We start from the raw sequence: 23921 nt of genomic DNA on the forward strand, positions 1-23921 counted from the left end.
ATTCCAGTTGATAAAATTGTGTCAAGTAGAATGTCGATCGATCGAATGACGAGGAAGGCATGAACGAAGCGAAGAAGCTGCGCCGCACGTCGGCGGGCGGCTACGCGCGCGGCGACGAAACGCGCCAGCGGATCATCGAGGCGGCGATCGAACTGTTCGGCGAGCGCGGGTTCGCGGGCGCGTCGACGCGCGAGATCGCCGCGAGGGCGGGCGTGAACGCGCCGGCGCTCCAGTACTACTTCGAGAACAAGGAAGGCGTGTACCGCGCGTGCGTCGAGACGATCGCCGAGAGCGGCTGGCAGGTGTTCGCGCCGGCGGTCGGCCATGCGCGGGCGATGCTCGACGCTCATGCGAGCGTCGACGAACTGATCGAAGCGTTCATCGGGCTGCTGCGTGCGTTGTCGGACCGGATGTTCACCGCGCCGAAGACGATGAACCAGCGGATGTTCTTCGCGCGCGAGCAGGGCGGCCAGGAACCGGCGAGCGCGAGCGAAATCCTGATGACGCGCATGCGCAAGCCGCTGAACGACGTGTGCGCCGAGCTGATCGGCCGCATCACGGGGCGGCCGGCCGACGATTCCGTCACGCGGTTGCGCGCGCTGAGCCTGTTCGGGCAGCTCACGGTGTTCCACATCGCGCAGCGTTCGGCGCTGCAGTTGCTCGAATGGGAGGCGTTCGACGGCGCGCGCGCGGCGCTCGTGACCGAAACGATCGCCGACCAGACGCGCGTGCTGCTCGAGCAATGGCATGCGCAGCGCGATGCGGGTGCCGCCGAGGGGGAATCCGCGCCGAAGCGCGGGCGGGGTGCCGCGGCGAAACGCGCGGCGAAGCCGGCGGCGGCGCCTCCCGCCGCGAAAAGCACGGCCCGCGTGAAGAAGCCTGCCGCGCGTTGAGCGCGACGGATCACTTGCTCCCGACGATCAACCCGGCTTGCGCTCCGCTGCGTCGGGCGACGGCGGCCGGGCTGCCGTATCGGCGGCATTCCGCGTGTCGGCGCGCAGGTCGTTTTCATCGTGGCCGACCGGCCGCGATCCGTCCGCATAGGCCACGACGCTGCGCTGCGGATTGGCGATCCGGATTCCGCGTTCGCGGAACGTCTCCGCGATCCGCCGGTTGAATTCGCGCTGCACGCTCCAGCGCGCCGAGTCCGTGCATTGCATCTGTCCGGCCAGCGCGAGCGCCGCGCCGTCGACCTGGTCGATGCCCCAGTAGCTGAAGTCCGACAGAATGCCGTCGTGGTACTTCGGGTCGTCGCGCAACGCGGCGCCGATTTCCTTCAGCGTCGCGATCGCGCGGTCGATGTCCTCGTCGTACGCGATGCTGACCTTGACCGCCGCGTTGCCGAGCCCTCGATTCGTATTGTTGACGGTCGTCACCGAGCTGAACGGGATCGTGTACAGCGACCCGTCGCCGGCGCGCAGGCGCACGGTGCGGATCGACAGGTATTCGACCGTCCCCGACACGCCGGCGAGCGTGACCCAGTCGCCGACCTGCATCGCGTTTTCCATCAGCAGGAAGATCCCGGTGATGAAATCCTGCACGAGCTTCTGCGAGCCGAAACCGAGCGCGACGCCGAAGATGCTGGCGCCGGCCAGTAGCGGGCCGACGTTCACGCCGAGTTCGCTGAGGCCCGTCAGCACGACGACGAGCGCGATCATCACGAACAGCAGCGAGCGCAGCATCGGCAGCAGCGTGCGCAGCCGCGCGGCCCGCACCAGGTTGCCTTCGCGCGTCCAGCGTTGCAGGCGGCGCTCGATCGCGATGTTGGCCGCTTCCCACACGACGAGCGCGACGATCGCCGCGATCGCGATCGTCACCAGCGCGGAGGCGAGCCGGTGGCCGATCGTACCCGTCTCGAACGCGCGGAAGATCGGCACGCCCCAGATCTGCAGCAGCAACAGGACGGTCACGACGCCGAGCGCGCCCGACACGATCCGGCGCAGCAGCGGGTAGTAGCGGTACGCGTGCAGATGAACGAGCGTGCGCTCGTCCTCGCGGCGCTGGAACAGCCGCGCGAGCGCGCCGAACACGACGATCGACACCATCCGCATCGCGATCATCGCGGCGATCGAGCGGCCGCCGAGCGTGATCAGCACGCGGTAGCCGTTGTGGACGTCGAGCGCCCACACGAACCACAGTGCCATCACGATGAAGACCGAGACGGGTGCCCACGCGTCCGCGAGTGCGTTGCCGACGACCGTGAAGGTCGGACGATCCGCGCCGGCGGCACGGATCCGGGCCGCGACCGGCCGGCGGCACTGAAGGATCAGCACCGAGATCATCACGTGCCCGACGAGCGCGACGGCCTTCAGCAGCGCGACATGGCCTGCTTCGGTCAGGCCGAAGTTCGCGGCGATCTCGACGGCCGCCGTGCACGCGCCGACCACGATCGCGATCCGCGCGATCGAGCGTTGCGCGAACTCGGCCCATGCATCGCTGATATGCAGCAGCCGCAATTGCCGTGCGTCGGGCTGGAAGAACAGCCGGCTGACGATCGTGACGAGCCGGCAAATCACGTAGGTGTCGATCAATGCTTCGAGCGCGGATTCGATCGGCGTGCCTGCTTCGACGAGCAACGACATCGTCAGGCTCGCGACACCGACGAACACGAGCAGCGGCACCGCGCGCAGCGCGAGACTGACGAGCGCGCGCGGCATCCGGTGCAGCAGCGTGGTGTGCCGGCGCGCGTGGCCTCGGCTTGGGGAGGGCGCGGTGTCCGCAGCATTGGCGGCCGCGGTGTCGGGCGGGGTGGACGTGTCGGGCGGCGGCGCGTGATCCTCGTCCGATGCGTCGGAATCGGGCGCGGGGCTGCGCGATGCATCGGCGCGGCGCGCGGCCACCGTCGCCAGCGCACGTCGCAGCAGCCGCTTCGCGAGCCATTCGACGACGAGCGCAGGCAGCAGCACCGCGAGGAGGATCCCGAGCGTGCGAGTCAGATCCGCACGCTGGTCGGCGCGCGCGAGCTTGTCGTGCCACCAGCTTCCCACCGAACCGATGTCGAGCAGCGAGCGCAGCGATTCCTGCAGCGCGTTGCCGATCTGGGCGGCCCAGCGCGATCCCTGGCGGACGAGCATCGATGCGAGCCCGTTCGACGTGAGCGCGGCCGGCGCCGCGGCAGCCGATGCGCCGCTGGCCGCAGACGCCGCGCTTGCCGGCACGGGGGGCGCGCTCAATGCGCCGACGGCCGCGATGGCGCGCAGCGTCGTTTCGACCTGCGCGCGCTCGCGCGGGTTTTCCAGCACATTCAGTGCCTGTCGCGCTTCTTGCGGCGTCAGCGCGGGCGCGGTATCGGAGGCGGCCGACGCGGCGGCCGGCGCAGGCGTGGCCGCGTGGGCGGCCGAGACGACGGCGGCGAGCAGCCAGCCGAGGAGGATATGTCGCATGGCGTGGGCATGCGGGTGCGTCTCGTCACGCGGCCCGCGAGGCTGAATGATGGACGGAAGTTAACATGATCGCGATCGGAACCGAATAGTTCCGTCGCCGGCTGTTCGATCGGGCGTAAGCGAGGCGGTGCGGGCGTTGGCGAGGCATGCGCGCAAGCCGTGTGCCGGATGCAGGCTGCCGATCGTCCGATATCGGCGGGAACGTCCTGCCTGCCTGGTCGTAAGGCGTCTGTAACGCGTGTACGCCGGTGCCGATCGGCGAGGCGCCGCGGCGCGAGCGTTCGTCCGGCCACGACCGACGCTTGCACCGCATCGTATGGATCGGGATTCCTGACGAATCACGCTCGCTCGTCATGAAATACCGGCAAGACATGCTCGGCGATTTCTTCGATGACGTCGCGTACGGGCCGGTCCGATCCAGGGTTCAGCGTGACGTGGTGCGTGCCCGCCGCGCGCATCTCGTGCAGGATGTCGACCAACGCGCGCCGCCCGGTTGCATAACCGAGCGGCAGCGCGGTGGCCGGCGTATCGGGATGCGCGGCGAGATCGAGCCGCATCGATACGCCGAATGCACGAAATTCCGGCGACGCGAGCCGGTCGACCGCCGCGCGCCACATCGAATAGCGGGCACGCTGCGTATCCGGATCGCGGTGATACGTCATCCAGCCGATCGAATGCCGGGCGATCCAGTCGACGCTCTGTCCGCCCGAGCCGACCGCGAGCATCGGCACCGCATCGCCGCCGCGCGGCAGCAGCGTGAATTCGGGCGCATCGGGCGGCGCGTGGTCGGGCAGCACGCGCGACGGCACGCCGAGCGCGGCCGCGACGACGTCCCAGTGCGCGCGATAGCGGTCGCGCCGGGTTTCCGCGTCGACGCCGAACGCCGCATATTCGGGCGGCCGGTCGCCCGAGCCGAGCCCCAGGATGAAGCGCCCGCCCGACAGCGTCGCGACCGACAGCGCGCCTTTCGCGATATGCAGCGGATGACGCAGCGGCAGCACGATCGCGCCGCTGGCGAGCGCGATCCCGCGGGTGCGCGACGCCAGCGCGCCGAGCAGTACCCACGGGTCGAGGTGGCCGACCGGGTCGGGATAGTCGGCGCTGTTCAGCGGCACGTCGCGAATCCACAGCGCGCGAAAGCCGAGCGAATCGGCCAGCGCCGCGAGTTCGAGCTGTTCGTTGAAGTCCGCGACGATGCGGCCGCTGCGAAGCAGCGGAAGCGTGAGGCCGATCGACAGCCGTCCCGCCGAGAAGACACGATGCGCGACGTCGGGGCGGGTGGGAGTGGGAGTGGGGGTGGGGATGGTCATGGCGAATCCTTGGCGGCGAGGCAGCGGGAACGCGCGGCGTTCAGTGTCCGAATGCTAGCGTGTTTGCGCGATGCACGAGCGGGACGGCCAAGCCTCGCGCTGCCTGACCCGCAGCGTCGCGCCGTGCGGCGCGAGTCCGGTCGTGACGCCATGCACTGCGATGCGCGGTTGCGACCGGTGCGATAGACCGGCGTGCGGGAGCCGATATCCAGCCGGTGCTTCGTGTCGGACATGCGGCGCGTGCGGGTTCCGGCCGGGCGTTGGCGAATCGCGGGAACGAGTGAGGCCGGCCGGTCGCGTCCGATCGCGGCGCGACGTCGGATGTGGGGCGTAAGGTGATCGGCCACGCCGCACGGCGACGACGCGACGATGCCGGCGGTGCGTTTCAGTTTCGAAACGTTCGCGCTTTCCGACGGCGCGCGATGCCTGCCCGCGGCCCGCGAGGCCTTGCCGCATGAAGCATGGTGCGCTCCTTGCATGGTTGTATGGGCCGTGAGTGCGATCGCGGGTGCAGTCGGCTCGGCAATCGCTTCAGTGGGTCGGACATATCGAACACGGGGACAAGAGAATGAAAAAAGACCGAAACGCAACGCATCGTGTTGCAAACATGAATCGCCGACCTGCCAGGGTATTCGCTTCGCCGTTGATTGCGGCGACGTGAGCGAGCGGCTTTCCGTTCCATCCGGGTAATCGGTTTCGTTCCGAACGATGGCGTGCAGGCGTGACGCACGAGTCCGACCGGTGCCGGTCGGCCGTCGGCGGCGAACCGCGTGCAGGCGGATGGTCCCGGCCGGATCCCGGAATCGTCATGCCTTGGCGCAACGACGTCGTCGCGCGGCGCATGCGTTTGCACGCCGCGCATTGCGCGGGCACGACGAGCGCACCGAACGGGATCGGGTCGGGAAAGCCGGCGACGCGCCGACGTGCGCGGCCGGGCGGAACACGCGGAGTCAGGGGGAACGTCCGTCGAATGCGGGATGACGGACGTCGCAACATTGTGCTGTCAGTTGATCCACTACCCCGATGGATCAATTGTTGAAGCGCCCGTCGCCGAGCGGCGGCGGGCGTCTTTTTGCGTGCCCGCGTGCCGTGGCGGCGGCCAGCCCGATCGCACGGCGTTCTGTATCATGTGCTGGCGTGCGTGGCGGCCCGTGCGGGCGCACGGCCTGCCGGCGCGACCGATCACGTTGCCAACATGAACGATAACGCCTTGCCCGATTCTTCCATCGTCGACGCCGATCCGGCCGCGCTCGATGCGCTGCAGACGTTCGTCGAGCGTCATCCTCGCCTGCTCGTGCTGACCGGCGCGGGCATCAGCACCGATTCCGGCATTCCCGGTTACCGCGACCGCAATGGCCAATGGATGCGCTCGCCGCCGATTCAGCTTCACGAATTCCTCGGTTCCGACGCCGCACGGCGCCGCTACTGGGCGCGCAGCATGATCGGCTGGCCGGTCGTCGGCCGCGCGCGGCCGAACGGGTCGCATGTCGCGCTGGCGCGGCTCGGCGGCGCGGGCCGGATCGAGCGCCTCGTCACGCAGAACGTCGACGGCCTGCATCAGCGCGCGGGCAGCGGCGACGTGATCGAGCTGCACGGCGGCATCGACGGCGTCACCTGCCTCGAATGCGGCGCACATCATGCGCGAGCCGCGATCCAGACCGTGCTCGAAGCCGACAATCCCGAGCTGCTGGGCGCGCAGGCCGAGCCGGCCGCGGACGGCGACGCGCATCTCGAATGGGCCGCGCTCGATACGTTCCGCATCCCGGCGTGCCCAGCGTGCGGCGGCCTGCTGAAGCCGGCGGTCGTGTTCTTCGGCGAGAACGTGCCGCGCGAGCGCGTGGCGCTGGCGTCGCAGGCGCTCGAGGCCGCCGACGCGTTGCTCGTCGTCGGCTCGTCGCTGATGGTGTATTCCGGCTACCGCTTCTGCGTGTGGGCGCAGGCGCAGCACAAGCCGGTCGCCGCACTCAATCTCGGCCGTACGCGCGCCGACCCGATGCTGACGCTGAAGGTCGAGGCGCGCTGCACTCCCGCGCTCGACGCACTCGTGGCGCGGCTGGGGCTCGGGCGCAACAGCGACACGAAGGAGCATGCATCGTGACCGGCGCCGCTACTTCGCCCGATCCGTCCGCACGGCTGTCGGCGCCGGCGGCCGAACGCAATCGCGGCCCGATCCTCGACGTGCTGCGCCGCGTGCTGCCCGCGAGCGGCAGCGTGCTCGAAATCGCGAGCGGCACGGGGCAGCACGTCGTGCACTTCGCGCAGGCGTTGCCGGGCCTGCACTGGCAGCCGAGCGATCCCGATGCGCACGCGCGGCGTTCGATCGCCGCGTGGGTCGCGCATGCGGCCCTCGAGAACGTCGCCGGGCCGCTGGCGTTCGACGTACGCGACACGCCGTGGCCGGTCGCGGCGCTCGACGCGATCGTCTGCATCAACATGATCCATATCTCGCCGTGGGCCTGCACCGACGCGCTGTTCGCGGGTGCGTCGCGCGTGCTGCGGCCGGGCGGCGTGCTGTTCCTGTACGGTCCGTACCGTCGCGAAGGCCGGCATACGGCGCCGTCGAACGAAGCCTTCGACCGGCAGTTGCGCAGCCGCGACCCGTCGTGGGGCGTGCGCGATCTCGAGACCGTGGTCGCGCTCGGCCTCGATCGCGGGCTCGACTGCATCGAGGTCGTCGAGATGCCGGCGAACAACCTGAGCGTCGTGTTCCGGCGCCTGCCGCACGCGGAGCAATGACACGCAAGCGGGCAGCGCCGCCGGGTTTCCACTATCCTTTCGCCTGTGCGCGCGGCCCGGCTCGGGTCGCGCCCCGTTTTTTCCGGAGAATTGACTAATGGGCAAACAAGCAATCGGTGTGATCGGGCTCGCGGTGATGGGCCGCAATCTCGCACTCAATATCGAGAGCCGCGGTTACGCGGTGTCGGTGTACAACCGCAGCCGCGAGAAAACCGACGAACTGATCGCCGAATTCCCCGGCCGCAATCTGGTGCCGACCTATACGCTCGAGGAGTTCGTCGCGTCGCTCGAAACGCCGCGCCGGATCCTGATGATGGTGAAGGCCGGGGAAGCGACCGATGCGACGATCGCATCGCTCAAGCCGCTGCTCGAGAAGGGCGATGTGCTGATCGACGGCGGCAACACGCACTTCACCGACACGATCCGCCGCAACCAGGAACTCGCGCAGTCGGGCCTGCATTTCATCGGCACCGGCGTGTCGGGCGGCGAAGAGGGCGCGCTGCGCGGCCCGTCGATCATGCCCGGCGGCCAGCGCGACGCGTACGACCTCGTCGAGCCGATCCTCAAGCAGATCGCCGCGAAGGCGCCGTCGGACGGCGAGCCGTGCGTCGCGTACATGGGCCCGGACGGCGCGGGCCACTACGTGAAGATGGTTCACAACGGCATCGAATACGGCGACATGCAGCTGATCGCCGAAAGCTACTCGGTGCTGAAGGACGTCGCGGGCCTGACCAACGACGAACTCGGCGCGGTGTACACCGAATGGAACCAGGGCGAGCTCGACAGCTACCTGATTGAGATCACGTCGAAGATCTTCGGCAAGAAGGACGAGGAGACCGGCAAGCATCTCGTCGACGTGATTCTCGATCGCGCCGCGCAGAAGGGCACCGGCAAGTGGACGAGCCAGAATGCGCTGGATCTCGGCGTGCCGCTGCCGCTCATCACGGAGTCGGTGTTCGCGCGCGTGCTGTCGTCGCTGAAGACGGAGCGCGTCGCGGCCAGCAAGATCCTGTCGGGCCCGGCTGCCGCGCCGTTCGACGGCGATCGTGCCGCGTTCGTCGAAGCGGTGCGCCGCGCGCTGTACCTGAGCAAGGTGATCTCGTACGCGCAGGGCTTCGCGCAACTGCGCACGGCGTCGGAAGAGTACGGCTGGAACCTCGATCTCGGGACGATCGCGAAGATCTTCCGCGCGGGCTGCATCATCCGCGCGCGCTTCCTGCAGAAGATCACCGACGCGTACGCGAAGGATCCGGCGCTCGCGAACCTGCTGCTCGACCCGTACTTCAAGGACATCGCCGCGAACTACCAGGCGTCGCTGCGCGACGTCGTGGTGGCCGCGGTGAAGGCCGGCGTGCCGGTCCCGGCGTTCGCGTCGGCGGTCGCGTACTTCGACAGCTACCGTTCCGAGCGGCTGCCGGCGAACCTTGTGCAGGCGCAGCGAGACTTCTTCGGCGCGCATACGTTCGAGCGCACCGACAAGCCGGGCAGCTTCCACGCGAACTGGTCGTAACCGGCGTGCGGCGGCGGCATTGTTGCGAAAATCTATTCTTTGAATAGGGTTTTTCTATCCCGGATGCCGACATTGTTGGCTCCGGGGAAACAGTGTTTTCGCTCTTTCATGGTTTTCCCTAGGTGCTGACGGGACTAAACTCTGTTCCATCGCTGCAGACATGGTGTGTGCGGCGGAGCAAAAAAATCCCGGAGGTAATCATGAAATCGCTGATCGCAACGTTCGCTGCTGCTGCTGTCCTCGCCGTCCCCGCCGTCTCGTTCGCCCAACAGAACGCGCCCGTCACCCGTGCACAGGTGAAGGCCGAGCTGGTCCAGCTGCAACAGGCCGGCTACAAGCTGGGCAGCGACCGGACCAACTATCCGGAAGGCATCCAGGCTGCCGAAGCCCGTGTGAACCCGCAACAGAACGTCGCTGCGGCCGACACGACCGGCTACGGTGCACAACCGGCCGCCGGCCAAGAGTCGGGCGCACCGGCTGCGGCCAAGACCGGCTGGCAAGTCAAGCGCATCTCGGACGGCGCACCGGTCTACAAGGGTCGTTAATGGTACGGCCGCGCTGGCGACCGCATCCGACCCCCTGTAGTACAACGGCCCGACGTACCGCATAGCGGTACGTCGGGCCGTTTTCATTGGCGGCGCGCGATGCGCCGCCGTTCAGTGCAGCGGGCGTCTGCCGCGCCCGATATCGCGAAACAGCGCTTCGGCGGGTTCCAGTACCTGCAGCCACGTTTCGTCGTAACCGCTCAGCGTATCGAGTGCGTCGCGCAGCCGTTCGATCGCGAGGACCGGCAACTCGACGCTGTGGCGCGTGGCGCCCGTCAGGTGCGTGACGCTCGCCAACTGGACGAGCGCATCGGCCGCTTCGGCGACGTCGGTCGCGAACAGCAGGTGCCGGTTGAGCAATTCGACCAGACCGCTGGAACCGGCGAAATCGTCGGCGTCGAGCTGCACGGAGAGAAACGTCGCGTTATTCATTGTCATGCTCCTCGTTGTCGTTGGATCGCGCTGCGCATCGTCGAGTATAGGCGGCGATCGAAGCGGAGAATATGACGGGGCCGATACGGTCGGCGAGGATGACGGCACCCCGCAGGGAAACCTTCGAAGCCCCGGCCGAGCGGCCCGCCTGGCACGGCTCGCGGCCCGCCGGCGCGCCCGCGCGACGCCGCAAGATTGTTTCCGGATCCGCCAACTGTCGGGGCCTCGACCGCGACAAATGGTATCTTTGCCGATCGGGACGCGCGAAAAAGGGGCCGGTGAGCTCATTCGCGCCGACGTCCCGCTGTGGAAACTGACGGCCGCGACAGCGGTCGGATACTGGTTGATCCGGCCGTTCGGCCGGACATCGTGCGTCGCTTGCCGGGGGGCGGTGGGCGGCGCAACGACGGCAAATCCGGGAGGACCCTTGAGAGAAACTATTCCCATCCACGACGCGCTCACGCGCTGGCTGCCGCAGGCGGCGCTCGTTGCCGCGGCCATCGCGCTTGCGGGCTGCACGATGACGCCGTGGACCGACAGTTGGCAGCCCACGCGTCAACCGGCGCCCACGTCGGCTGCGACGCCGGGCGTGATTGCCGGCTATTACCGCGTGAACCCGGGCGATACGCTGGCGGGCATCGCGAACGCCTACGGGCAGCGCGTGCAGGACGTGGCCAGCTGGAACCACATGGCGCCCACCGACGCCGTGTCGCCGGGCCAGGTGCTGCGGGTCGCGCCGCCGCCGGCCGCGGCCTCGTACGGGCAGCCTCCCGCGGCGGCCGCCCAGCCGGGCTCGCTCGCATGGCCGGCCACGGGCATCGTCGCGACGCCGTTCTCGGCCGGCAAGACGCGCGGCGTCGTGATCGCCGCATCCGGGCCCGACCATTCGGTGCGGGCCGCGGCAAACGGGCGCGTGGTGTACGCCGGCTCCGGCGTCAAGGCGTATGGTCCGCTCGTGATCCTGAAGCACGACAACGGGCTCATCACGGCTTACGGGCACAACGGCAAGCTGCTCGTCAACGAAGGCGACGCGGTGCGCCAGGGGCAGCCGGTCGCCGAAATGGGCACCGACGCGAGCGGTCGTTCGACGTTCGAGTTCGAGGTCCGTCAGAACGGCAAGGTCGTCGATCCGATGAACTTCCTGCCGCGCAACGGCGGCTGATCGCCGGCATCGCCACGTGTGCGCCGGGTGGCGCACACGTTCCTACCTCTTTCACCCGTTCCCCTTCATCCTTCCCTGAGCGTCGCGCCGGCAGACTGTGTCGCACGATTGCCGAGCCAGCAAATGCCCAATGCGAGCGCCGCCGCGCCGAACGCGATCAGCGAACACTGGATCGCGACGGGCAGGTAGCCGTGCGGCCGCGGATCGACGAACGGGTAGGGATACCAGTTCTCCACCGCGCCGCGCACGAGCGTATAGCCGAGATAGACGACCGGGAAGCCGAGCCATGCGAATGCGCTGCGGCGCGGAATCGGCGAGCGCGGTTCGACATACAGCCAGTCGCACAGCACCACGAGCGGCACGATCCGGTGCAGTACCCAGTTGTTGAACGCCGGCGTGACGTGGCGCAGCGCATCGAGCCGTGCGAGCAGGAGCTCGTAGACGATCGCGGTGATCAGCACGTACAGCACCGCCGCGCCGCGCATCGATTCGTAGCGGGCCGAGCCGGGGCGCGCGATGCGCCACAGCCCCGCGGCCAGCATCGCGGCTGCGTAGAGGCTGCTCAGTTGCGTGAAATAGCTGAGGTAGTTGCCGAGATGGAAGTTCGGCAGGCGCCAGTAGTCGGCGACGCTGTGCAGCGTGGTGGACACCGCGAGCAACGCGGCGATCAGCCGGTAGGCCGCAACGAAGAACGCTTTGCTCATGATGCCCGCGCGCCGTCGCACCAAAGCTTCATCGTGCCACAGCCGCCTGCGTGCGCGATGCGGATTTTCCATAGGGCGGCCTTGCGCGGCGCGCGTCGACGATTCGTCGGATATTTGATCGCGCCGTGCAAAACCGGACGCCCATGCGGCTACAATCGCCACAGCGTTGCCAGGCGGCGGCCGGTTGCAGCTGGCGCCCTCCCCGAATACAACACGAGACGAAGCATGAAAAACATCCTCGCGAAACAGACGCGCTACAGCTCGCCCGCGATCTTCTTCCACTGGGCCATCTTCGTGCTGGTCGCGCTGGCCTACCTGGCCATCGAGATTCGCGGACCGAAAGGCAGCGACAGCCGTGCGTTCTGGATGAACGTGCATCTGACGGCCGGTACGTTGGTCCTCGTGCTGTCGGTGCTGCGCGTGCTGTGGCGAGTCGTCAGCCGCGTGCCGGAAGCGATTCCGCAGGCGGTGCTGCTGCGCTGGCTGTCGAAGCTCGCACATGTCGCGCTCTACGTGTTCATCATCGCGCAGCCGCTGCTCGGCATCATGACGGTCAACATGGGCGGCAAGCCGGTGTCGCTCGACTGGCTCGGCGTGTCGTTCACGCTGTTCGGCCCCGACAAGGCGCTGCGGCCGACGATCAAGGAAGCGCACGAACTGATCGGCAACGCGTTCTATTTCGTGATCGGCCTGCATGCGCTGGCCGCGCTCTACCATCACTTCATCCGGCGCGACGACGTGCTGCGGCGCATGACGCCCTGATCGTCCCGTTTCCGGAGCATGCAGCAGGCGGGGGCGCATGGTTGCGTTGGCAACCATGCGCCCCCGGTTCGTTTACTTTCGCCAGCACTGTTCACCGCGTTGAACATTCTGTAACATCTCGGCTGCCTTTACATTCCGCTTACTCGTCGCCGCGCATGCTGCACCGACATCGTCACCTGACTGCCTGGCTTGGCCTGCTCGCGATCTGGATCGCGATCGCGGCGCCGCTGGTGTCGCAGTGGCGTATCGCGCAGGCGGCCACCCCCGATGCGATCGTCTGCAGTACCGAGCATGGTGCGCATCGTTCGTCCGATACGGGCGGCATGCACGGTCATGCACTGCATCTCGACGCGTGCGGCTACTGCGGCTTCTTCGCGCATAGCCCGGCCATCGGCGCGCCTGCCGCCGCATCGGTCGACTCCATTCCCGTCGTTTCCGCTTCCGCCGTCGCGTCGCCTGCCGTCGCGGTGCGCAGCGACCGCTATCCGCGCGCCTATCCACGCGCACCGCCCGAGCGCGCCTGACGCGTTTCCCGCCGTTCCTACTTCCGCCGATATCCGTGCGGCCCGTCGAGGCCGCGTGGAGGGCGTCACTCGGGCTTTCGATCATGACCAATTTCCAGTTGCGTGCGCCGTGTGCGTCACGCAATGCCGGTGCGCGACCGCTGCCGCGCATGCTGAAACTTACCGTTCCCGCACTGGCCGCCAGTGCGCTGGCCGCGAGCGCCGCCGCGGCCGACACCCCGCATGCGGCCGGCGCGACGGCGGACGCCGCCGCCGTGCTGTTGCCGCCCGTCGAAGTCGTCGCGTCGCCGCTGTCGACGCCGCTCGTCGTCGTCACGGATCCGAAGGCGCCGCGCCAGCCGCTGCCGGCGAGCGACGGCGCCGATTACCTGAAGACGATTCCCGGCTTCACGTCGATCCGCAGCGGCGGCACGAACGGTGACCCCGTGCTGCGCGGGATGTTCGGGTCGCGGCTGAACATCCTGGCGAACGGGATGCCGACGCTCGGCGCGTGCCCGAACCGGATGGACGCGCCGACGTCGTATATCGCGCCGGAAAGCTACGACAAGGTCACCGTCGTGAAGGGGCCGCAGACCGTGTTGTACGGTCCGGGCGCGTCGGCCGGCACCGTGCTGTTCGAGCGCGTGACGCCGCGTTTCGAGCGCCCCGGCATGCGCTTCGACGGCAGTCTCGTCGGCGGGTCGTTCGGCCGCAACGACCAGAATCTCGACCTGAGCGCCGGCACGCCGGACGTCTATGGCCGCGTGACCGCGAACCACGCGCATTCGCAGGACTACGAGGACGGCAACGGCAATACCGTGCCGTCGCAGTGGGACAAGTGGAACGCCGATGCGGCACTCGGCTGGACCCCCGACGACCATACGCGCGTCGAGCTGACCGCCGGCACCGGCGACGGCTATGCGCGCTATGCAGGCCGCGGGATGGACGGCGCGCATTTCCGCCGCGAGACGTTCGGCCTGTCGTTCGACAAGCGGCATCTCGGCGACGTGCTCGACCGGATCGAGGCGCGCGTGTATTACAACGAAGCCGATCACGTGATGGACAACTATACGTTGCGGCAACCCGACCCGACGAGCAGCATGCCGATGCGAATGGCCTCGGAAGTGCGACGCCGCACGGTCGGCGCGCGTGCGGCCGCGACGTTTCGCTTCGGCGACGACTTCAAGCTCGAAACGGGCGCCGATGCGCAATCGAACCGGCTCGATTCTCGCGCGTCGATGGGGCAGCAGAACTACCGCGATCAGCCGTGGGGTGCGCAGGCGACGATGTGGAACGCGGGCGTGTTCGGCGAGTTGACGTGGTATGCGAGCGACGTATCGCGCGTGATAGGCGGCGCGCGCGTCGACTATGCGAGCGCACGCGACAAGCGTGCGATGCAGCGCGGCATGATGACGAGCAAGCCGAACCCGACCTTCGACGACGATCGGACGAAAGTGCTGCCGAGCGGCTTCGTGCGTTACGAGCGCGATCTCGCGTCGCTGCCCGTCACGTGGTACGCGGGGATCGGCCACGCGGAGCGTTATCCGGACTACTGGGAACTGTTCTCCGCGACGCGCGGGCCGGCCGGCTCGGTCAACGCGTTCTCGGCGGTGCAGCCGGAGAAGACCACCCAGCTCGATATCGGCGCGCAATACAGGAGCGACCGGTTCGATGCATGGGTGTCGGCGTACGCGGGCTACGTACAGGACTTCATCCTGTTCAACTATGCGGCCGGCATGATGGGGCCGACCACGCAGGCAACCAACGTCAACGCGCAGATCATGGGCGGCGAAGCCGGCGTGTCGTGGCGACCCGTCGCGCCGCTGCGCGTCGAGACGTCGCTTGCGTATGCATGGGGGCGCAACGTGGCGAGCGGCGATCCGCTGCCGCAGATGCCGCCGCTCGAGGCGCGCATCGGGGTCGAATACACGCGCGGCGCATGGTCGGCGGGCGGCCTGTGGCGCATCGTTGCGCCGCAGCATCGCTACGCGCCGAACGAGGGCAACGTGGTCGGCAAGGACTTCGGCCCGAGCGCCGGATTCGGCGTGCTGTCGCTGCATACGCAGTACAACGTCAGCAAGACCGTGCAGATCTCGGTGGGCGTCGACAACGTGCTCGACAAGGCCTACACCGAGCATCTGAACCTCGCCGGCAACGCGGGCTTCGGCTACCCGGCGAACGCGCCGGTGATGGAGCCGGGGCGTACCGCGTGGGTGCGCGTGAGCGCGAAGCTGTAGCGCGCATCGCGCATGTGCGTCGCAGCATGCGCCTGCCGGAACGCCGCACCGCCCGAACGGGCGGTGCGCGTCAACCGATTAGAGAACCGTATCTAGTCGGGGCGCAAACGTTCGCGAGTCGTGCTTCACTCCCGCAGTCGACACACACGGTGCGCGCGATGCGGCATGCGTGTCGATCCGGTGTCATTCGCACCGGCAGCACAATAATCAGGAGAACATGCATGGCCAGATCGATGCGTTCCAGGGTAATGGCAGGGGCAGTGGCATGCGCGATGAGCGTCGCGCCGTTCGCGGGGACGGCCGCGCTGATGACGCTCGCGACGACGCGCACGGCGATGGCGGCAACCGCGCCCGTCGACGACTATGCGACGACGCGCTATCCGATCATTCTCGTGCACGGGCTGACCGGCACCGACAAGTATGCGGGCGTACTCGAGTACTGGTACGGCATCCAGGAAGACCTGCAGCAGCATGGCGCGACCGTCTACGTCGCGAACCTGTCGGGCTTCCAGAGTGACGACGGCCCGAACGGGCGCGGCGAACAGTTGCTGGCGTACGTGAAGACGGTGCTCGCCGCGACCGGCGCGACCAAGGTCAATCTCGTCGGTCACAGCCAGGGCGGGTTGACGTCGCGCTATGTCGCGGCCGTCGCGCCCGATCTCGTCGCGTCGGTGACGACGATCGGCACGCCGCATCGCGGCTCCGAGTTCGCCGACTTCGTGCAGGGCGTGCTCGCGTACGATCCGACCGGGTTGTCGTCCACGGTGATCGCTGCATTCGTCAATGTGTTCGGCATCCTGACGAGCAGCAATCACAACACGAACCAGGACGCGCTCGCGTCGTTGAAGACGCTGACCACCGCGCAAGCCGCCACCTACAACCAGAACTATCCGAGCGCGGGCCTCGGCGCGCCCGGAAGCTGCCAGACCGGTGCGTCGACGGAAACCGTCGGCGGCAACACGCATCTGCTGTATTCGTGGGCCGGCACGGCGATCCAGCCGACGCTTTCCGTGCTCGGCGTGACGGGGGCGACGGACACGAGCACCCTTCCGGTCGTCGATCCGGCGAACGCGCTCGACCTGTCGACGCTCGCGCTGTATGGCACGGGCGCGGTGATGATCAATCGCGGCTCGGGCCAGAACGATGGGCTCGTGTCGAAGTGCAGCGCGCTGTACGGCAAGGTGCTGAGCACGAGCTACAAGTGGAACCATCTCGACGAGATCAACCAGTTGCTCGGCGTGCGCGGCGCGTATGCGGAAGATCCGGTCGCGGTGATCCGCACGCATGCGAACCGGTTGAAGCTCGCGGGCGTGTGATCGATGGCGGCACGTGAAGGGCGCGCGCCGCTGGCGCGGCGCGTGGCGATCTATGGTGTCGCGGGGCTGGCGGCGGTTGCTGGCGTCGCGATGTGGAGCGGTGCGGGATCGCATCGCGGCACGGGCGCCGCGGGCGATGCGCCGGCGGCGGCAGCGGTGGGCGGCGTGGCGGCTGCCGCACCGCATCCCGCCGTGCCGGCGAGTGCGGGCCTGCCGCCGTCGCTCGCCGGTTCCAGCGCACCACGGTTGCCGCTCGATGCGGGCGGGCATCTCGCGAAGTCGCGCGCGGTGCGCGATTTCTTCGACTATTGCCTGAGTGCGCAGAGCGACCTGAGCGCGTCCGCGCTCGATGCGTTTGTCGTACGCGAGATCGCCGCGCAACTCGACGGCACGGTCGCGCAGGCCGAGGCGCTCGACGTATGGCACCGGTATCGCGCGTATCTCGATGCGCTCGCGACGTTGCGCGATGCCGGAGCGGCCGACAAGTCGGACCTGGGCGCGTTGCAGCTTGCGCTGGATCAGCGCGCGTCGATCGCGTACCGCACGCTCGGCGACTGGAGCCAGCCGTTCTTCGGTGCGGAGCAGTGGCGGCAGCGCTACGACCTGGCACGGTTGAAGATCGTTCGGGATCGCTCACTGACGGATGTGCAGAAGGCCGAGCGGCTCGCGGCGCTCGAACAGCAGATGCCGGCCGACGAACGCGCGGCGCAGCAGCGGGTGGACCGGCAGCGCGCCGCGATCGACCAGATCGCGCAATTGCAGAAGAGCGGCGCGACGCCCGATGCGATGCGCGCGCAACTGACGCAGACGCTCGGCCCCGAGGCGGCGGCACGCGTCGCGCAGATGCAGCAGGACGATGCGTCGTGGCAGAGCCGTTACGCGGATTATGCGGCGCAGCGTGCGCAGATCGAATCGGCCGGTCTGTCGCCGCAGGATCGCGACGCGCAGATTGCCGCGCTGCGGCAGCGCGTGTTCACGAAGCCAGGCGAAGCCGTGCGCGCGGCATCGCTCGATCGTGGAGCGGGCAGCGCGCATTGACGAATCGGGTGCCGCCGTATGCGGCGGGCTTCATGCCGCGCGCGTGATGTCTCGCGGCAGATGGTGCTCGATGGTATCGGCGAGCGTGTCGAACGCGGGGCGGATGCCTTCGTGCGCGACGCATGCATAGCCGAGCAGCAGGCCCTGTCGCGCGGTGTCGAGGTTGCTGTAGTAGCTGGTGAGCGGGCGCACGATCACGCCCGCGTCGAATGCGCTCTGCGTGACGGCGCGATCGTCGCACGCGTCGGGCAGGCCGAGCACCAGATGCAGGCCGGCTTCGTCGCCCATCACCGGCAGCGCGTCGCCGAAGCGCGCGCGGATCGCGTCGATCATCAGTTGCCGGCGCTCGCCGTACAGCGTGCGCATTCGTCTGACGTGCGAAGTGAGATGGCCGTCCATGATGAATTCGGCGAGCACGGCCTGCTGCATCAACTGGCCTTCGCGATACAGCTCCGACAGCCCGGTGCGGAAGGTGTCGACCAGATGCTCGGGCACGACCATGTAGCCCATCCGCAGCCCCGGGAACAGCATCTTGCCGAGACTGCCGACGTAGATCACGCGGCCGCCATCGTCGAGCCCCTGCAGCGACGCGAGCGGGCGGCTGCCGTAGCGGAATTCGCTGTCGTAGTCGTCCTCGATGATCCAGCAGCGGTGCTGGCGCGCATATTCGAGCAGCATGCGGCGCCGCGCGAGACTCATCACCATCCCGAGCGGGTACTGATGCGACGGCGTGACGAGCACGAGCCGCGGCGGACGCTGCATGTCGCTCGCGCGCGGGTCGAGCCCTTCCTGGTCGACCGGCACCGGCGCGAGCGTGAGGCCGGCCGCCTGCAGGACGCTGCGCACGCCCCAGTAGCAGGGTTCCTCGACCCACGCGCGATCGCCGATGTCGGACAGCAGCCGCACCGCGAGATCGATCGATTGATGGATGCCCGTCGTGATGATCACCTGGTCCGGCGAGCATTTGACCGAGCGCGCGACGCGCAGGTAATCGGCGAGCGCGCGCCGCAGCGGCCGGTAGCCGCCGCCCGGCGCATAGGTCAGCAGCTCCGGATTGGCCTCCTTCCACAGCCGCGCCTGCAGGCGGCTCCACGTGCGGCTCGGGAATTCCGACACGTCCGGCACCCCTGGCATGAACGCCCCCCACTGGCGCCGCGAGACGCCTGCATGCTCGATCAGTTGCCGCCCGCGCATCGACAGGCTGCCCTGCGCGTCGGGCGGCGGCGGTTCGTCCGCGACCGACGACGGCGCGGCGCCCGGCACGCGGATCGCGGCGGCGTCCGGCCGCGTGTCGGCCACGTAGGTGCCGCTGCCGGTCGTCGTCAGCACATAGCCTTCGGCCGTCAACTGGTCGTACACGTGCAGGACCGTATTGCGCGCGATCGACAGGTCGCCCGCGAGCGTGCGCGAACTCGGCAGCTTTGTTCCCGGCCCCAATTCTCCGGTCAGGATGGCCTGCTGCATCAGTTGCAGCAGTTGCCGGTACATCGGTTCGGGCGAGCTGCGGTCGATGCGGGCGGAGAGCCAGTCGGCGACGATCACGGTATCCAAAGTGGTCCTACTTGGAATATTGAAATGGTTCCCTATTGTAGAACCGTGCGCGCCGTATAGTGACTCGCATCTCAAAATCAATTGCGCGGAGCCAGGGGGACAGCACGATGAAGTCCGATGATGTGATCGTCAGCTTTCGCGGCGTGCGGAAGACCTACGACGGCGAGACGCTCGTCGTCAAATCGCTCGACCTCGACATCCGCCGCGGGGAATTCCTGACGCTGCTCGGGCCCTCCGGCTCGGGCAAGACGACCTGCCTGATGATGCTCGCCGGCTTCGAATTCCCGACGGGCGGCGAGATCCGCCTCGACGGCGAGCTGCTGAACAACGTGCCGCCGCACAAGCGCAACATCGGCATGGTGTTCCAGAACTACGCGCTGTTTCCGCACCTGACGGTCGAGCAGAACGTCGCGTATCCGTTGACGGTACGCAAGCTGCCTGCCGCCGAGCGCGCGGAGCGCGTCGCGCATGCGCTGAGGATGGTGCAGATGGAGCGCTTCGCGAAACGCTATCCGGCGCAACTGTCGGGCGGCCAGCAGCAGCGCATCGCGCTGGCGCGCGCGCTCGTGTTCGAGCCGAAGCTGGTGCTGATGGACGAGCCGCTCGGCGCGCTCGACAAGCAGTTGCGCGAACACATGCAGTACGAACTGAAGGCGCTGCACGAAAAGCTCGGCGTGACCTTCGTGTACGTGACGCACGACCAGGGCGAGGCGTTGACGATGTCCGACCGCGTCGCCGTGTTCGACAAGGGCATCGTGCAGCAGCTCGACACCGTCGACCGCCTGTACGAATCGCCGTGCAACGAATTCGTCGCGAACTTCATCGGCGACAGCAACCGGCTGCGCGGCACCATCGCGCGCGTCGACGGCGAATTCTGCGAATTCCGGCTCGACGACGGCACGAAGCTCGTCGGCCGCCATATCGGCGAAGCCGCCGAGGGCGCAGCGGCCGTCGCGTGCATCCGCCCCGAGCGCATGAGCCTCGCGGCGCACGGCGCGAATGGTGCGAACGGCACCGCCAATTGCGTGAGCGGCGAGGCGCGCAGCCTCATCTATTTCGGCGATCACGTGCGCATGCGCTGCGCGCTGCCCGGCCAGGACGAATGTTTCGTGAAGGTGCCGCTCGGCACCGGCGCGCTCGACGCGTTTTCGCCCGGCGCGCCCGTCTCGCTTGCGTTCTCGCCCGAACATTTGCGCGTATTCGCGTGAGCACGGTTTACCTGGTTTCCCGCAGCACGTCGTCAACAACAAAGCCCACTTCCACCACGAGAGGAGAGGAACCATCATGAAACGAGCAAGCTTCACCGCGCGCCGCACGGCGCTCGCGCTGGCACTGGCCGCGTTCGGCGCATCGGCCACGGCTGCCGAGCTCACGGTCGTCAACTTCGGCGGCGCGAACGGCGACGCGCAGAAGGTCGCATTCAACCAGCCGTTCGAGAAGGCGACCGGCAACAAGGTCACGGCCGTCGAATACAACGGCGAGCAGGCGAAGGTGAAGGCGATGGTCGAGGCGAAGCACGTCAACTGGGACGTGGTCGAAGTCGAATCGGGCGACCTGAACCGCGGCTGCGACGAAGGGCTGTACGAGAAGCTCGACTGGTCGAAGATCGCGAAGAAATCCGACCTGATCCCGGAATCGCCGCAGGTGTGCGGCGTCGGCTTCTTCGTGTGGTCGACGGCGCTGTCGTACAACGCGGACAAGCTGAAGTCGGCGCCGACCGGCTGGGCCGATTTCTGGAACGTGAAGAAATTCCCCGGCAAGCGCGGGATGCGCAAGGGCGCGCGCTACAACCTCGAATTCGCGCTGATGGCCGACGGCGTCGCGACGAAGGACGTCTACAAGGTGCTCGGCACGAAGGCCGGCCAGGATCGCGCGTTCAAGAAGCTCGACGAGCTGAAGCCGTACATCCAGTGGTGGGAAGCGGGTGCGCAGCCGCCGCAGTTCCTCGTCGCCGGCGACGTCGTGATGTCGACCGCGTACAACGGCCGCATCGACGCCGCGCAGAAGGAAGGCAAGAACCTGAAGGTCGTGTGGAACGGCAGCATTTACGACCTCGACTACTGGGCGATTCCGAAGGGCTCGCCGAACAAGGCGCTCGCCGAGCAGTACATCGCGTACACGCTGACGCCGAAGCCGCAGCAGGTGTATGCGCAGCACATCGCGTACGGCCCGGCGAACATCGCCGCGATCAAGTCGCTCGACGCGAAGACGCTCGCGAACCTGCCGAACTCGCCGGCCAACGGCAAGAACGCGGTGCTGGAGGACATCGGCTTCTGGACCGACCACAGCGACGAGCTCGAACAGCGCTTCGCCGCGTGGGCAACGAAGTAACCGGTCAGGCATCCTCACGGGTGTCGTGATGCAACCGACCGCGCGACGCGTCGATCGCGTCGCGCGGCATTCCGCCGGAACGTGCCCGGCCGGAGAGAACCGTTGAATACGATGACGATCGCGCCATCCTCGCCGTCGACCGCCGCGCTCAAGCGCGAGCTGAAGGCCGCCGAGGCCCGCAAGCGCACGATGGCGCTGCTGCTGGTGGCGCCGCTCGCGATTTTCCTGCTGCTGATTTTCGTCGTGCCGATCGGCACGCTGCTCACGCGCGCGGTGCAGAACCCGGAGATCGCGACCGCGTTGCCGAACACGGTCGCCGCGTTGTCGGGCTGGGACCGCAAGACGCCGCCGGCGGACGCCGCGTATGTCGCGCTCGCGGCCGACATGACCAAGGTGGCCGACAGCGAGGCGATGGGCGCGCTCGCACGGCGGCTGAACACCGAGATTCCCGGCTATCGCTCGCTCGTCGCGAAGACGGCGCGTGCGATCCCGCTGAAGGGCGACGGCGACGCGGCGCCGACGCCTGCGCAGACGCGCGCCAAGCTGATCGACCTCGATGCGCGCTGGGGCGAGCTCGCGTACTGGCAGGCGATCGCGAAGAACGGCAGCCAGGTGTCGCCGTTCTACCTGCTCGCGGCGCTCGATCACAAGCAGGACGGCTTCGGCCGCATCGTGCAGGCCGATCCCGACCAGTCGATCTACCTCGCGATCTTCGGCCGCACGTTCGTGATCGGCATCGCCGTCACGCTGTTCGCGCTGCTGCTCGGCTATCCGCTCGCATACTGGATCTCGACGCTGTCGGAGCGGCGCGCGAACCTCGCGATGATTCTCGTGCTGATTCCGTTCTGGACCTCGGTGCTCGTGCGCGTCGCCGCATGGATCGTGCTGCTGCAGAGCGAAGGGCTCGTCAACAAGGCGCTGCTCGGCAGCGGGCTGATCTCGCATCCGCTGACGCTGCTGTTCAACCGCGTCGGCGTGTACATCTCGATGACGCACATCCTGCTGCCGTTCATGATCCTGCCGCTCTACAGCGTGATGAAGTCGATTCCGCCGACCTATCAGCGCGCGGCCGTGTCGCTCGGCAGCCATCCGTTTGCCGCGTTCTGGCGCGTGTACGTGCCGCAGACCTATCCGGGCGTCGGCGCGGGCGCGCTGCTCGTCTTCATCCTCGCGATCGGCTACTACATCACGCCCGCGCTGCTCGGCGGGCCGAACGACCAGATGGTCAGCTACTACGTCGCGTACTTCACGAACGTGACGATCAACTGGGGCATGGCGTGCGCGCTCGGCGGGCTGCTGCTCGCGGCGACGCTCGTGCTGTACGCGGTGTACGGGCGCTTCACGCGCACCAACGTGAGCCTCGGCTGAGCGCCGGGCACTGGAAAACGGGAAGGGGATGCCCACCATGAAACTCGCCAGGCCGCTGTTCGCGCCGCACATGTCGTTCGTCGAGCGCGCGTGGTACGTCGCGTTGCGCGTGCTCGTCGTGCTGACGCTGCTGTACCTGATCCTGCCGGTGCTCGCGATCGTGCCGCTGTCGTTCTCGTCGAGCACGTTCCTCGTCTATCCGATTCCGGGTTTCTCCACGCGCTGGTACGAGAACCTGATCGCATCGGACGAGTGGCGGATGGCCGCGAAGAACAGCTTCATCGTCGCGCCGTCGGCGACCGTCGTTGCGACCGTGCTCGGCACGCTCGCGGCCATCGGCCTGACGAAGGCCGACTTCCGCGGCAAGGGGCTGCTGATGGCCGTGCTGCTGTCGCCGATGATCGTGCCGGTCGTCGTGGTCGGTGTCGGCATGTACCTGTTCTTCGCGCCGCTCGGGCTCGCGAATACGTACACGGGGCTGATCGCCGCGCACGCGGCGCTCGGCGTGCCGTTCGTCGTGACGACGGTGGCCGCGACGCTGCAGGGCTTCAACCAGAATCTCGTGCGCGCGAGCCTGTCGCTCGGCGCGAATCCGGTCACGACGTTCTTCCGCGTGACGCTGCCGGTGATCGCGCCGGGCGTGATGTCGGGCGCGCTGTTCGCATTCGCGACGTCGTTCGACGAAGTGGTCGTCACGCTGTTCCTCGCGGGCGCGGACCAGACGACGCTGCCGCGCCAGATGTTTACGGGCATTCGCGAGAACATCAGCCCGACGATCGCCGCGCTCGCGACGATCCTGATCGTCTTCTCGACGAGCCTGCTGCTCGCGCTCGAATGGCTGCGCGGCCGCAATGCGCGGCGTGCGGTGTCGTAAATAGCGGCGCCGGCCGCCCCGTTCGGCGGGCCGTAAGGCCGCCGATCGTTGCGTCTTCGACGATGCCGCGCACCCGGCGCGGCGTGGCGAAGCTTTCATTTTGCCGACTGACGAGGCGGCCGCCTGCACGTTCGATGCGGCTCTGCAACAATACGGCTC

General features: G+C 68.0%; 20 protein-coding genes. 15 read left to right on the top strand and 5 right to left on the bottom strand.

What is annotated here, in order from left to right; all coding sequences use genetic code 11:
- Positions 1-59 precede the first annotated feature (59 nt).
- Entirely contained in the window at positions 60-893 is an 834-nt protein-coding gene (locus WT97_RS17840; RefSeq protein ID WP_060353950.1) for a CerR family C-terminal domain-containing protein, read from the top strand.
- A 27-nt stretch (positions 894-920) separates the two neighbouring features.
- On the opposite strand, the gene WT97_RS17845 is transcribed toward WT97_RS17840, so the two are convergent.
- Positions 921-3383: a mechanosensitive ion channel family protein gene (locus WT97_RS17845; RefSeq protein WP_060353951.1), complete on the bottom strand. Its 2463-nt coding sequence runs from the start codon at positions 3381-3383 to the stop codon at positions 921-923.
- A gap of 338 nt (positions 3384-3721) precedes the next feature.
- Entirely contained in the window at positions 3722-4693 is a 972-nt protein-coding gene (locus tag WT97_RS17850) for an LLM class oxidoreductase (RefSeq protein ID WP_060353952.1), read from the bottom strand.
- 1195 nt (positions 4694-5888) lie between these two features.
- On the opposite strand from WT97_RS17850, the gene WT97_RS17855 reads away from it, so the two are divergent.
- The 4 genes from WT97_RS17855 to WT97_RS17870 all read left to right on the top strand — a co-directional run bounded on the left by WT97_RS17855 (position 5889) and on the right by WT97_RS17870 (position 9484).
- Positions 5889-6791, top strand: a complete 903-nt coding sequence (locus WT97_RS17855; RefSeq protein ID WP_060354073.1) for an NAD-dependent protein deacetylase — start codon at positions 5889-5891, stop codon at positions 6789-6791.
- Positions 6788-7429 (top strand): DUF938 domain-containing protein, encoded by a 642-nt coding sequence (locus WT97_RS17860; protein ID WP_060035755.1) that lies wholly within the window; start codon positions 6788-6790, stop codon positions 7427-7429. Before WT97_RS17855 ends, WT97_RS17860 begins: the two co-directional genes overlap by 4 nt.
- A 97-nt stretch (positions 7430-7526) precedes the next feature.
- Positions 7527-8939, top strand: coding sequence for an NADP-dependent phosphogluconate dehydrogenase (gndA, locus tag WT97_RS17865; RefSeq protein ID WP_021160879.1), 1413 nt, complete (start codon positions 7527-7529; stop codon positions 8937-8939).
- Positions 8940-9139: 200 nt separating this feature from the next.
- Positions 9140-9484, top strand: a complete 345-nt coding sequence (locus WT97_RS17870; RefSeq protein ID WP_034205207.1) for a DUF4148 domain-containing protein — start codon at positions 9140-9142, stop codon at positions 9482-9484.
- Positions 9485-9595: 111 nt separating this feature from the next.
- Here the strand turns inward: WT97_RS17870 and WT97_RS17875 are convergent, their stop codons facing one another.
- Positions 9596-9916 carry a hypothetical protein gene (locus WT97_RS17875; protein WP_011694691.1) on the bottom strand — a complete coding sequence of 107 codons (321 nt, stop codon included), beginning with the start codon at positions 9914-9916 and terminating at the stop codon, positions 9596-9598.
- A 427-nt stretch (positions 9917-10343) separates the two neighbouring features.
- On the opposite strand from WT97_RS17875, the gene WT97_RS17880 reads away from it, so the two are divergent.
- Positions 10344-11078 (top strand): peptidoglycan DD-metalloendopeptidase family protein, encoded by a 735-nt coding sequence (locus tag WT97_RS17880; RefSeq protein ID WP_059501179.1) that lies wholly within the window; start codon positions 10344-10346, stop codon positions 11076-11078.
- Between the two features lie 65 nt (positions 11079-11143).
- Here WT97_RS17880 and WT97_RS17885 read toward each other — a convergent pair whose 3' ends face one another.
- Positions 11144-11782, bottom strand: a complete 639-nt coding sequence (locus WT97_RS17885; RefSeq protein ID WP_060354074.1) for a Pr6Pr family membrane protein — start codon at positions 11780-11782, stop codon at positions 11144-11146.
- Between the two features lie 225 nt (positions 11783-12007).
- Between WT97_RS17885 and WT97_RS17890 the strand changes: the two genes are divergently transcribed.
- From WT97_RS17890 to WT97_RS17910, 5 genes are all read left to right on the top strand, one after another.
- Positions 12008-12544: a cytochrome b gene (locus tag WT97_RS17890; protein WP_060353953.1), complete on the top strand. Its 537-nt coding sequence runs from the start codon at positions 12008-12010 to the stop codon at positions 12542-12544.
- A gap of 155 nt (positions 12545-12699) precedes the next feature.
- Positions 12700-13068 (top strand): DUF2946 domain-containing protein, encoded by a 369-nt coding sequence (locus tag WT97_RS17895; protein WP_060353954.1) that lies wholly within the window; start codon positions 12700-12702, stop codon positions 13066-13068.
- Positions 13069-13151: 83 nt separating this feature from the next.
- Positions 13152-15284 (top strand): TonB-dependent copper receptor, encoded by a 2133-nt coding sequence (locus WT97_RS17900; RefSeq protein WP_060353955.1) that lies wholly within the window; start codon positions 13152-13154, stop codon positions 15282-15284.
- Positions 15285-15505: 221 nt separating this feature from the next.
- Positions 15506-16600: a triacylglycerol lipase gene (locus WT97_RS17905; RefSeq protein WP_059793924.1), complete on the top strand. Its 1095-nt coding sequence runs from the start codon at positions 15506-15508 to the stop codon at positions 16598-16600.
- Between the two features lie 3 nt (positions 16601-16603).
- On the top strand, positions 16604-17638 hold the full coding sequence (locus tag WT97_RS17910; protein ID WP_060353956.1) for a lipase secretion chaperone: 1035 nt from the start codon (positions 16604-16606) through the stop codon (positions 17636-17638).
- Between the two features lie 30 nt (positions 17639-17668).
- Here the strand turns inward: WT97_RS17910 and WT97_RS17915 are convergent, their stop codons facing one another.
- Positions 17669-19189, bottom strand: a complete 1521-nt coding sequence (locus WT97_RS17915) for a PLP-dependent aminotransferase family protein (protein WP_060353957.1) — start codon at positions 19187-19189, stop codon at positions 17669-17671.
- Positions 19190-19296: 107 nt separating this feature from the next.
- Between WT97_RS17915 and WT97_RS17920 the strand changes: the two genes are divergently transcribed.
- The 4 genes from WT97_RS17920 (at position 19297) to WT97_RS17935 (ending at position 23762) form a co-directional block, all read left to right on the top strand.
- Positions 19297-20397: an ABC transporter ATP-binding protein gene (locus WT97_RS17920; protein ID WP_060035748.1), complete on the top strand. Its 1101-nt coding sequence runs from the start codon at positions 19297-19299 to the stop codon at positions 20395-20397.
- Positions 20398-20473: 76 nt separating this feature from the next.
- On the top strand, positions 20474-21520 hold the full coding sequence (locus tag WT97_RS17925) for an ABC transporter substrate-binding protein (protein ID WP_060353958.1): 1047 nt from the start codon (positions 20474-20476) through the stop codon (positions 21518-21520).
- Between the two features lie 111 nt (positions 21521-21631).
- Positions 21632-22888, top strand: coding sequence for an ABC transporter permease (locus tag WT97_RS17930; protein WP_060354075.1), 1257 nt, complete (start codon positions 21632-21634; stop codon positions 22886-22888).
- Between the two features lie 37 nt (positions 22889-22925).
- A complete protein-coding gene (locus WT97_RS17935; protein WP_027782591.1) occupies positions 22926-23762 on the top strand; it encodes an ABC transporter permease in 837 nt (278 codons plus the stop codon).
- Positions 23763-23921 lie beyond the last annotated feature (159 nt).

The organism is Burkholderia sp. MSMB1459WGS, assembly GCF_001534535.1.
Classification (GTDB): Bacteria; Pseudomonadota; Gammaproteobacteria; order Burkholderiales; family Burkholderiaceae; genus Burkholderia.

What these genes read in the sequence shown, in the direction of transcription:
- WT97_RS17840 (WP_060353950.1), top strand. Translation starts at nt 60, where the DNA reads ATGAACGAAGCGAAGAAGCTGCGCCGCACGTCGGCGGGCGGCTACGCG.
- WT97_RS17845 (WP_060353951.1), bottom strand. Translation starts at nt 3,383, where the DNA reads ATGCGACATATCCTCCTCGGCTGGCTGCTCGCCGCCGTCGTCTCGGCC.
- WT97_RS17850 (WP_060353952.1), bottom strand. Translation starts at nt 4,693, where the DNA reads ATGACCATCCCCACCCCCACTCCCACTCCCACCCGCCCCGACGTCGCG.
- WT97_RS17855 (WP_060354073.1), top strand. Translation starts at nt 5,889, where the DNA reads ATGAACGATAACGCCTTGCCCGATTCTTCCATCGTCGACGCCGATCCG.
- gndA (WP_021160879.1), top strand. Translation starts at nt 7,527, where the DNA reads ATGGGCAAACAAGCAATCGGTGTGATCGGGCTCGCGGTGATGGGCCGC.
- WT97_RS17870 (WP_034205207.1), top strand. Translation starts at nt 9,140, where the DNA reads ATGAAATCGCTGATCGCAACGTTCGCTGCTGCTGCTGTCCTCGCCGTC.
- WT97_RS17875 (WP_011694691.1), bottom strand. Translation starts at nt 9,916, where the DNA reads ATGAATAACGCGACGTTTCTCTCCGTGCAGCTCGACGCCGACGATTTC.
- WT97_RS17885 (WP_060354074.1), bottom strand. Translation starts at nt 11,782, where the DNA reads ATGAGCAAAGCGTTCTTCGTTGCGGCCTACCGGCTGATCGCCGCGTTG.
- WT97_RS17890 (WP_060353953.1), top strand. Translation starts at nt 12,008, where the DNA reads ATGAAAAACATCCTCGCGAAACAGACGCGCTACAGCTCGCCCGCGATC.
- WT97_RS17895 (WP_060353954.1), top strand. Translation starts at nt 12,700, where the DNA reads ATGCTGCACCGACATCGTCACCTGACTGCCTGGCTTGGCCTGCTCGCG.
- WT97_RS17900 (WP_060353955.1), top strand. Translation starts at nt 13,152, where the DNA reads ATGACCAATTTCCAGTTGCGTGCGCCGTGTGCGTCACGCAATGCCGGT.
- WT97_RS17905 (WP_059793924.1), top strand. Translation starts at nt 15,506, where the DNA reads ATGGCCAGATCGATGCGTTCCAGGGTAATGGCAGGGGCAGTGGCATGC.
- WT97_RS17910 (WP_060353956.1), top strand. Translation starts at nt 16,604, where the DNA reads ATGGCGGCACGTGAAGGGCGCGCGCCGCTGGCGCGGCGCGTGGCGATC.
- WT97_RS17920 (WP_060035748.1), top strand. Translation starts at nt 19,297, where the DNA reads ATGAAGTCCGATGATGTGATCGTCAGCTTTCGCGGCGTGCGGAAGACC.
- WT97_RS17925 (WP_060353958.1), top strand. Translation starts at nt 20,474, where the DNA reads ATGAAACGAGCAAGCTTCACCGCGCGCCGCACGGCGCTCGCGCTGGCA.
- WT97_RS17930 (WP_060354075.1), top strand. Translation starts at nt 21,632, where the DNA reads ATGACGATCGCGCCATCCTCGCCGTCGACCGCCGCGCTCAAGCGCGAG.
- WT97_RS17935 (WP_027782591.1), top strand. Translation starts at nt 22,926, where the DNA reads ATGAAACTCGCCAGGCCGCTGTTCGCGCCGCACATGTCGTTCGTCGAG.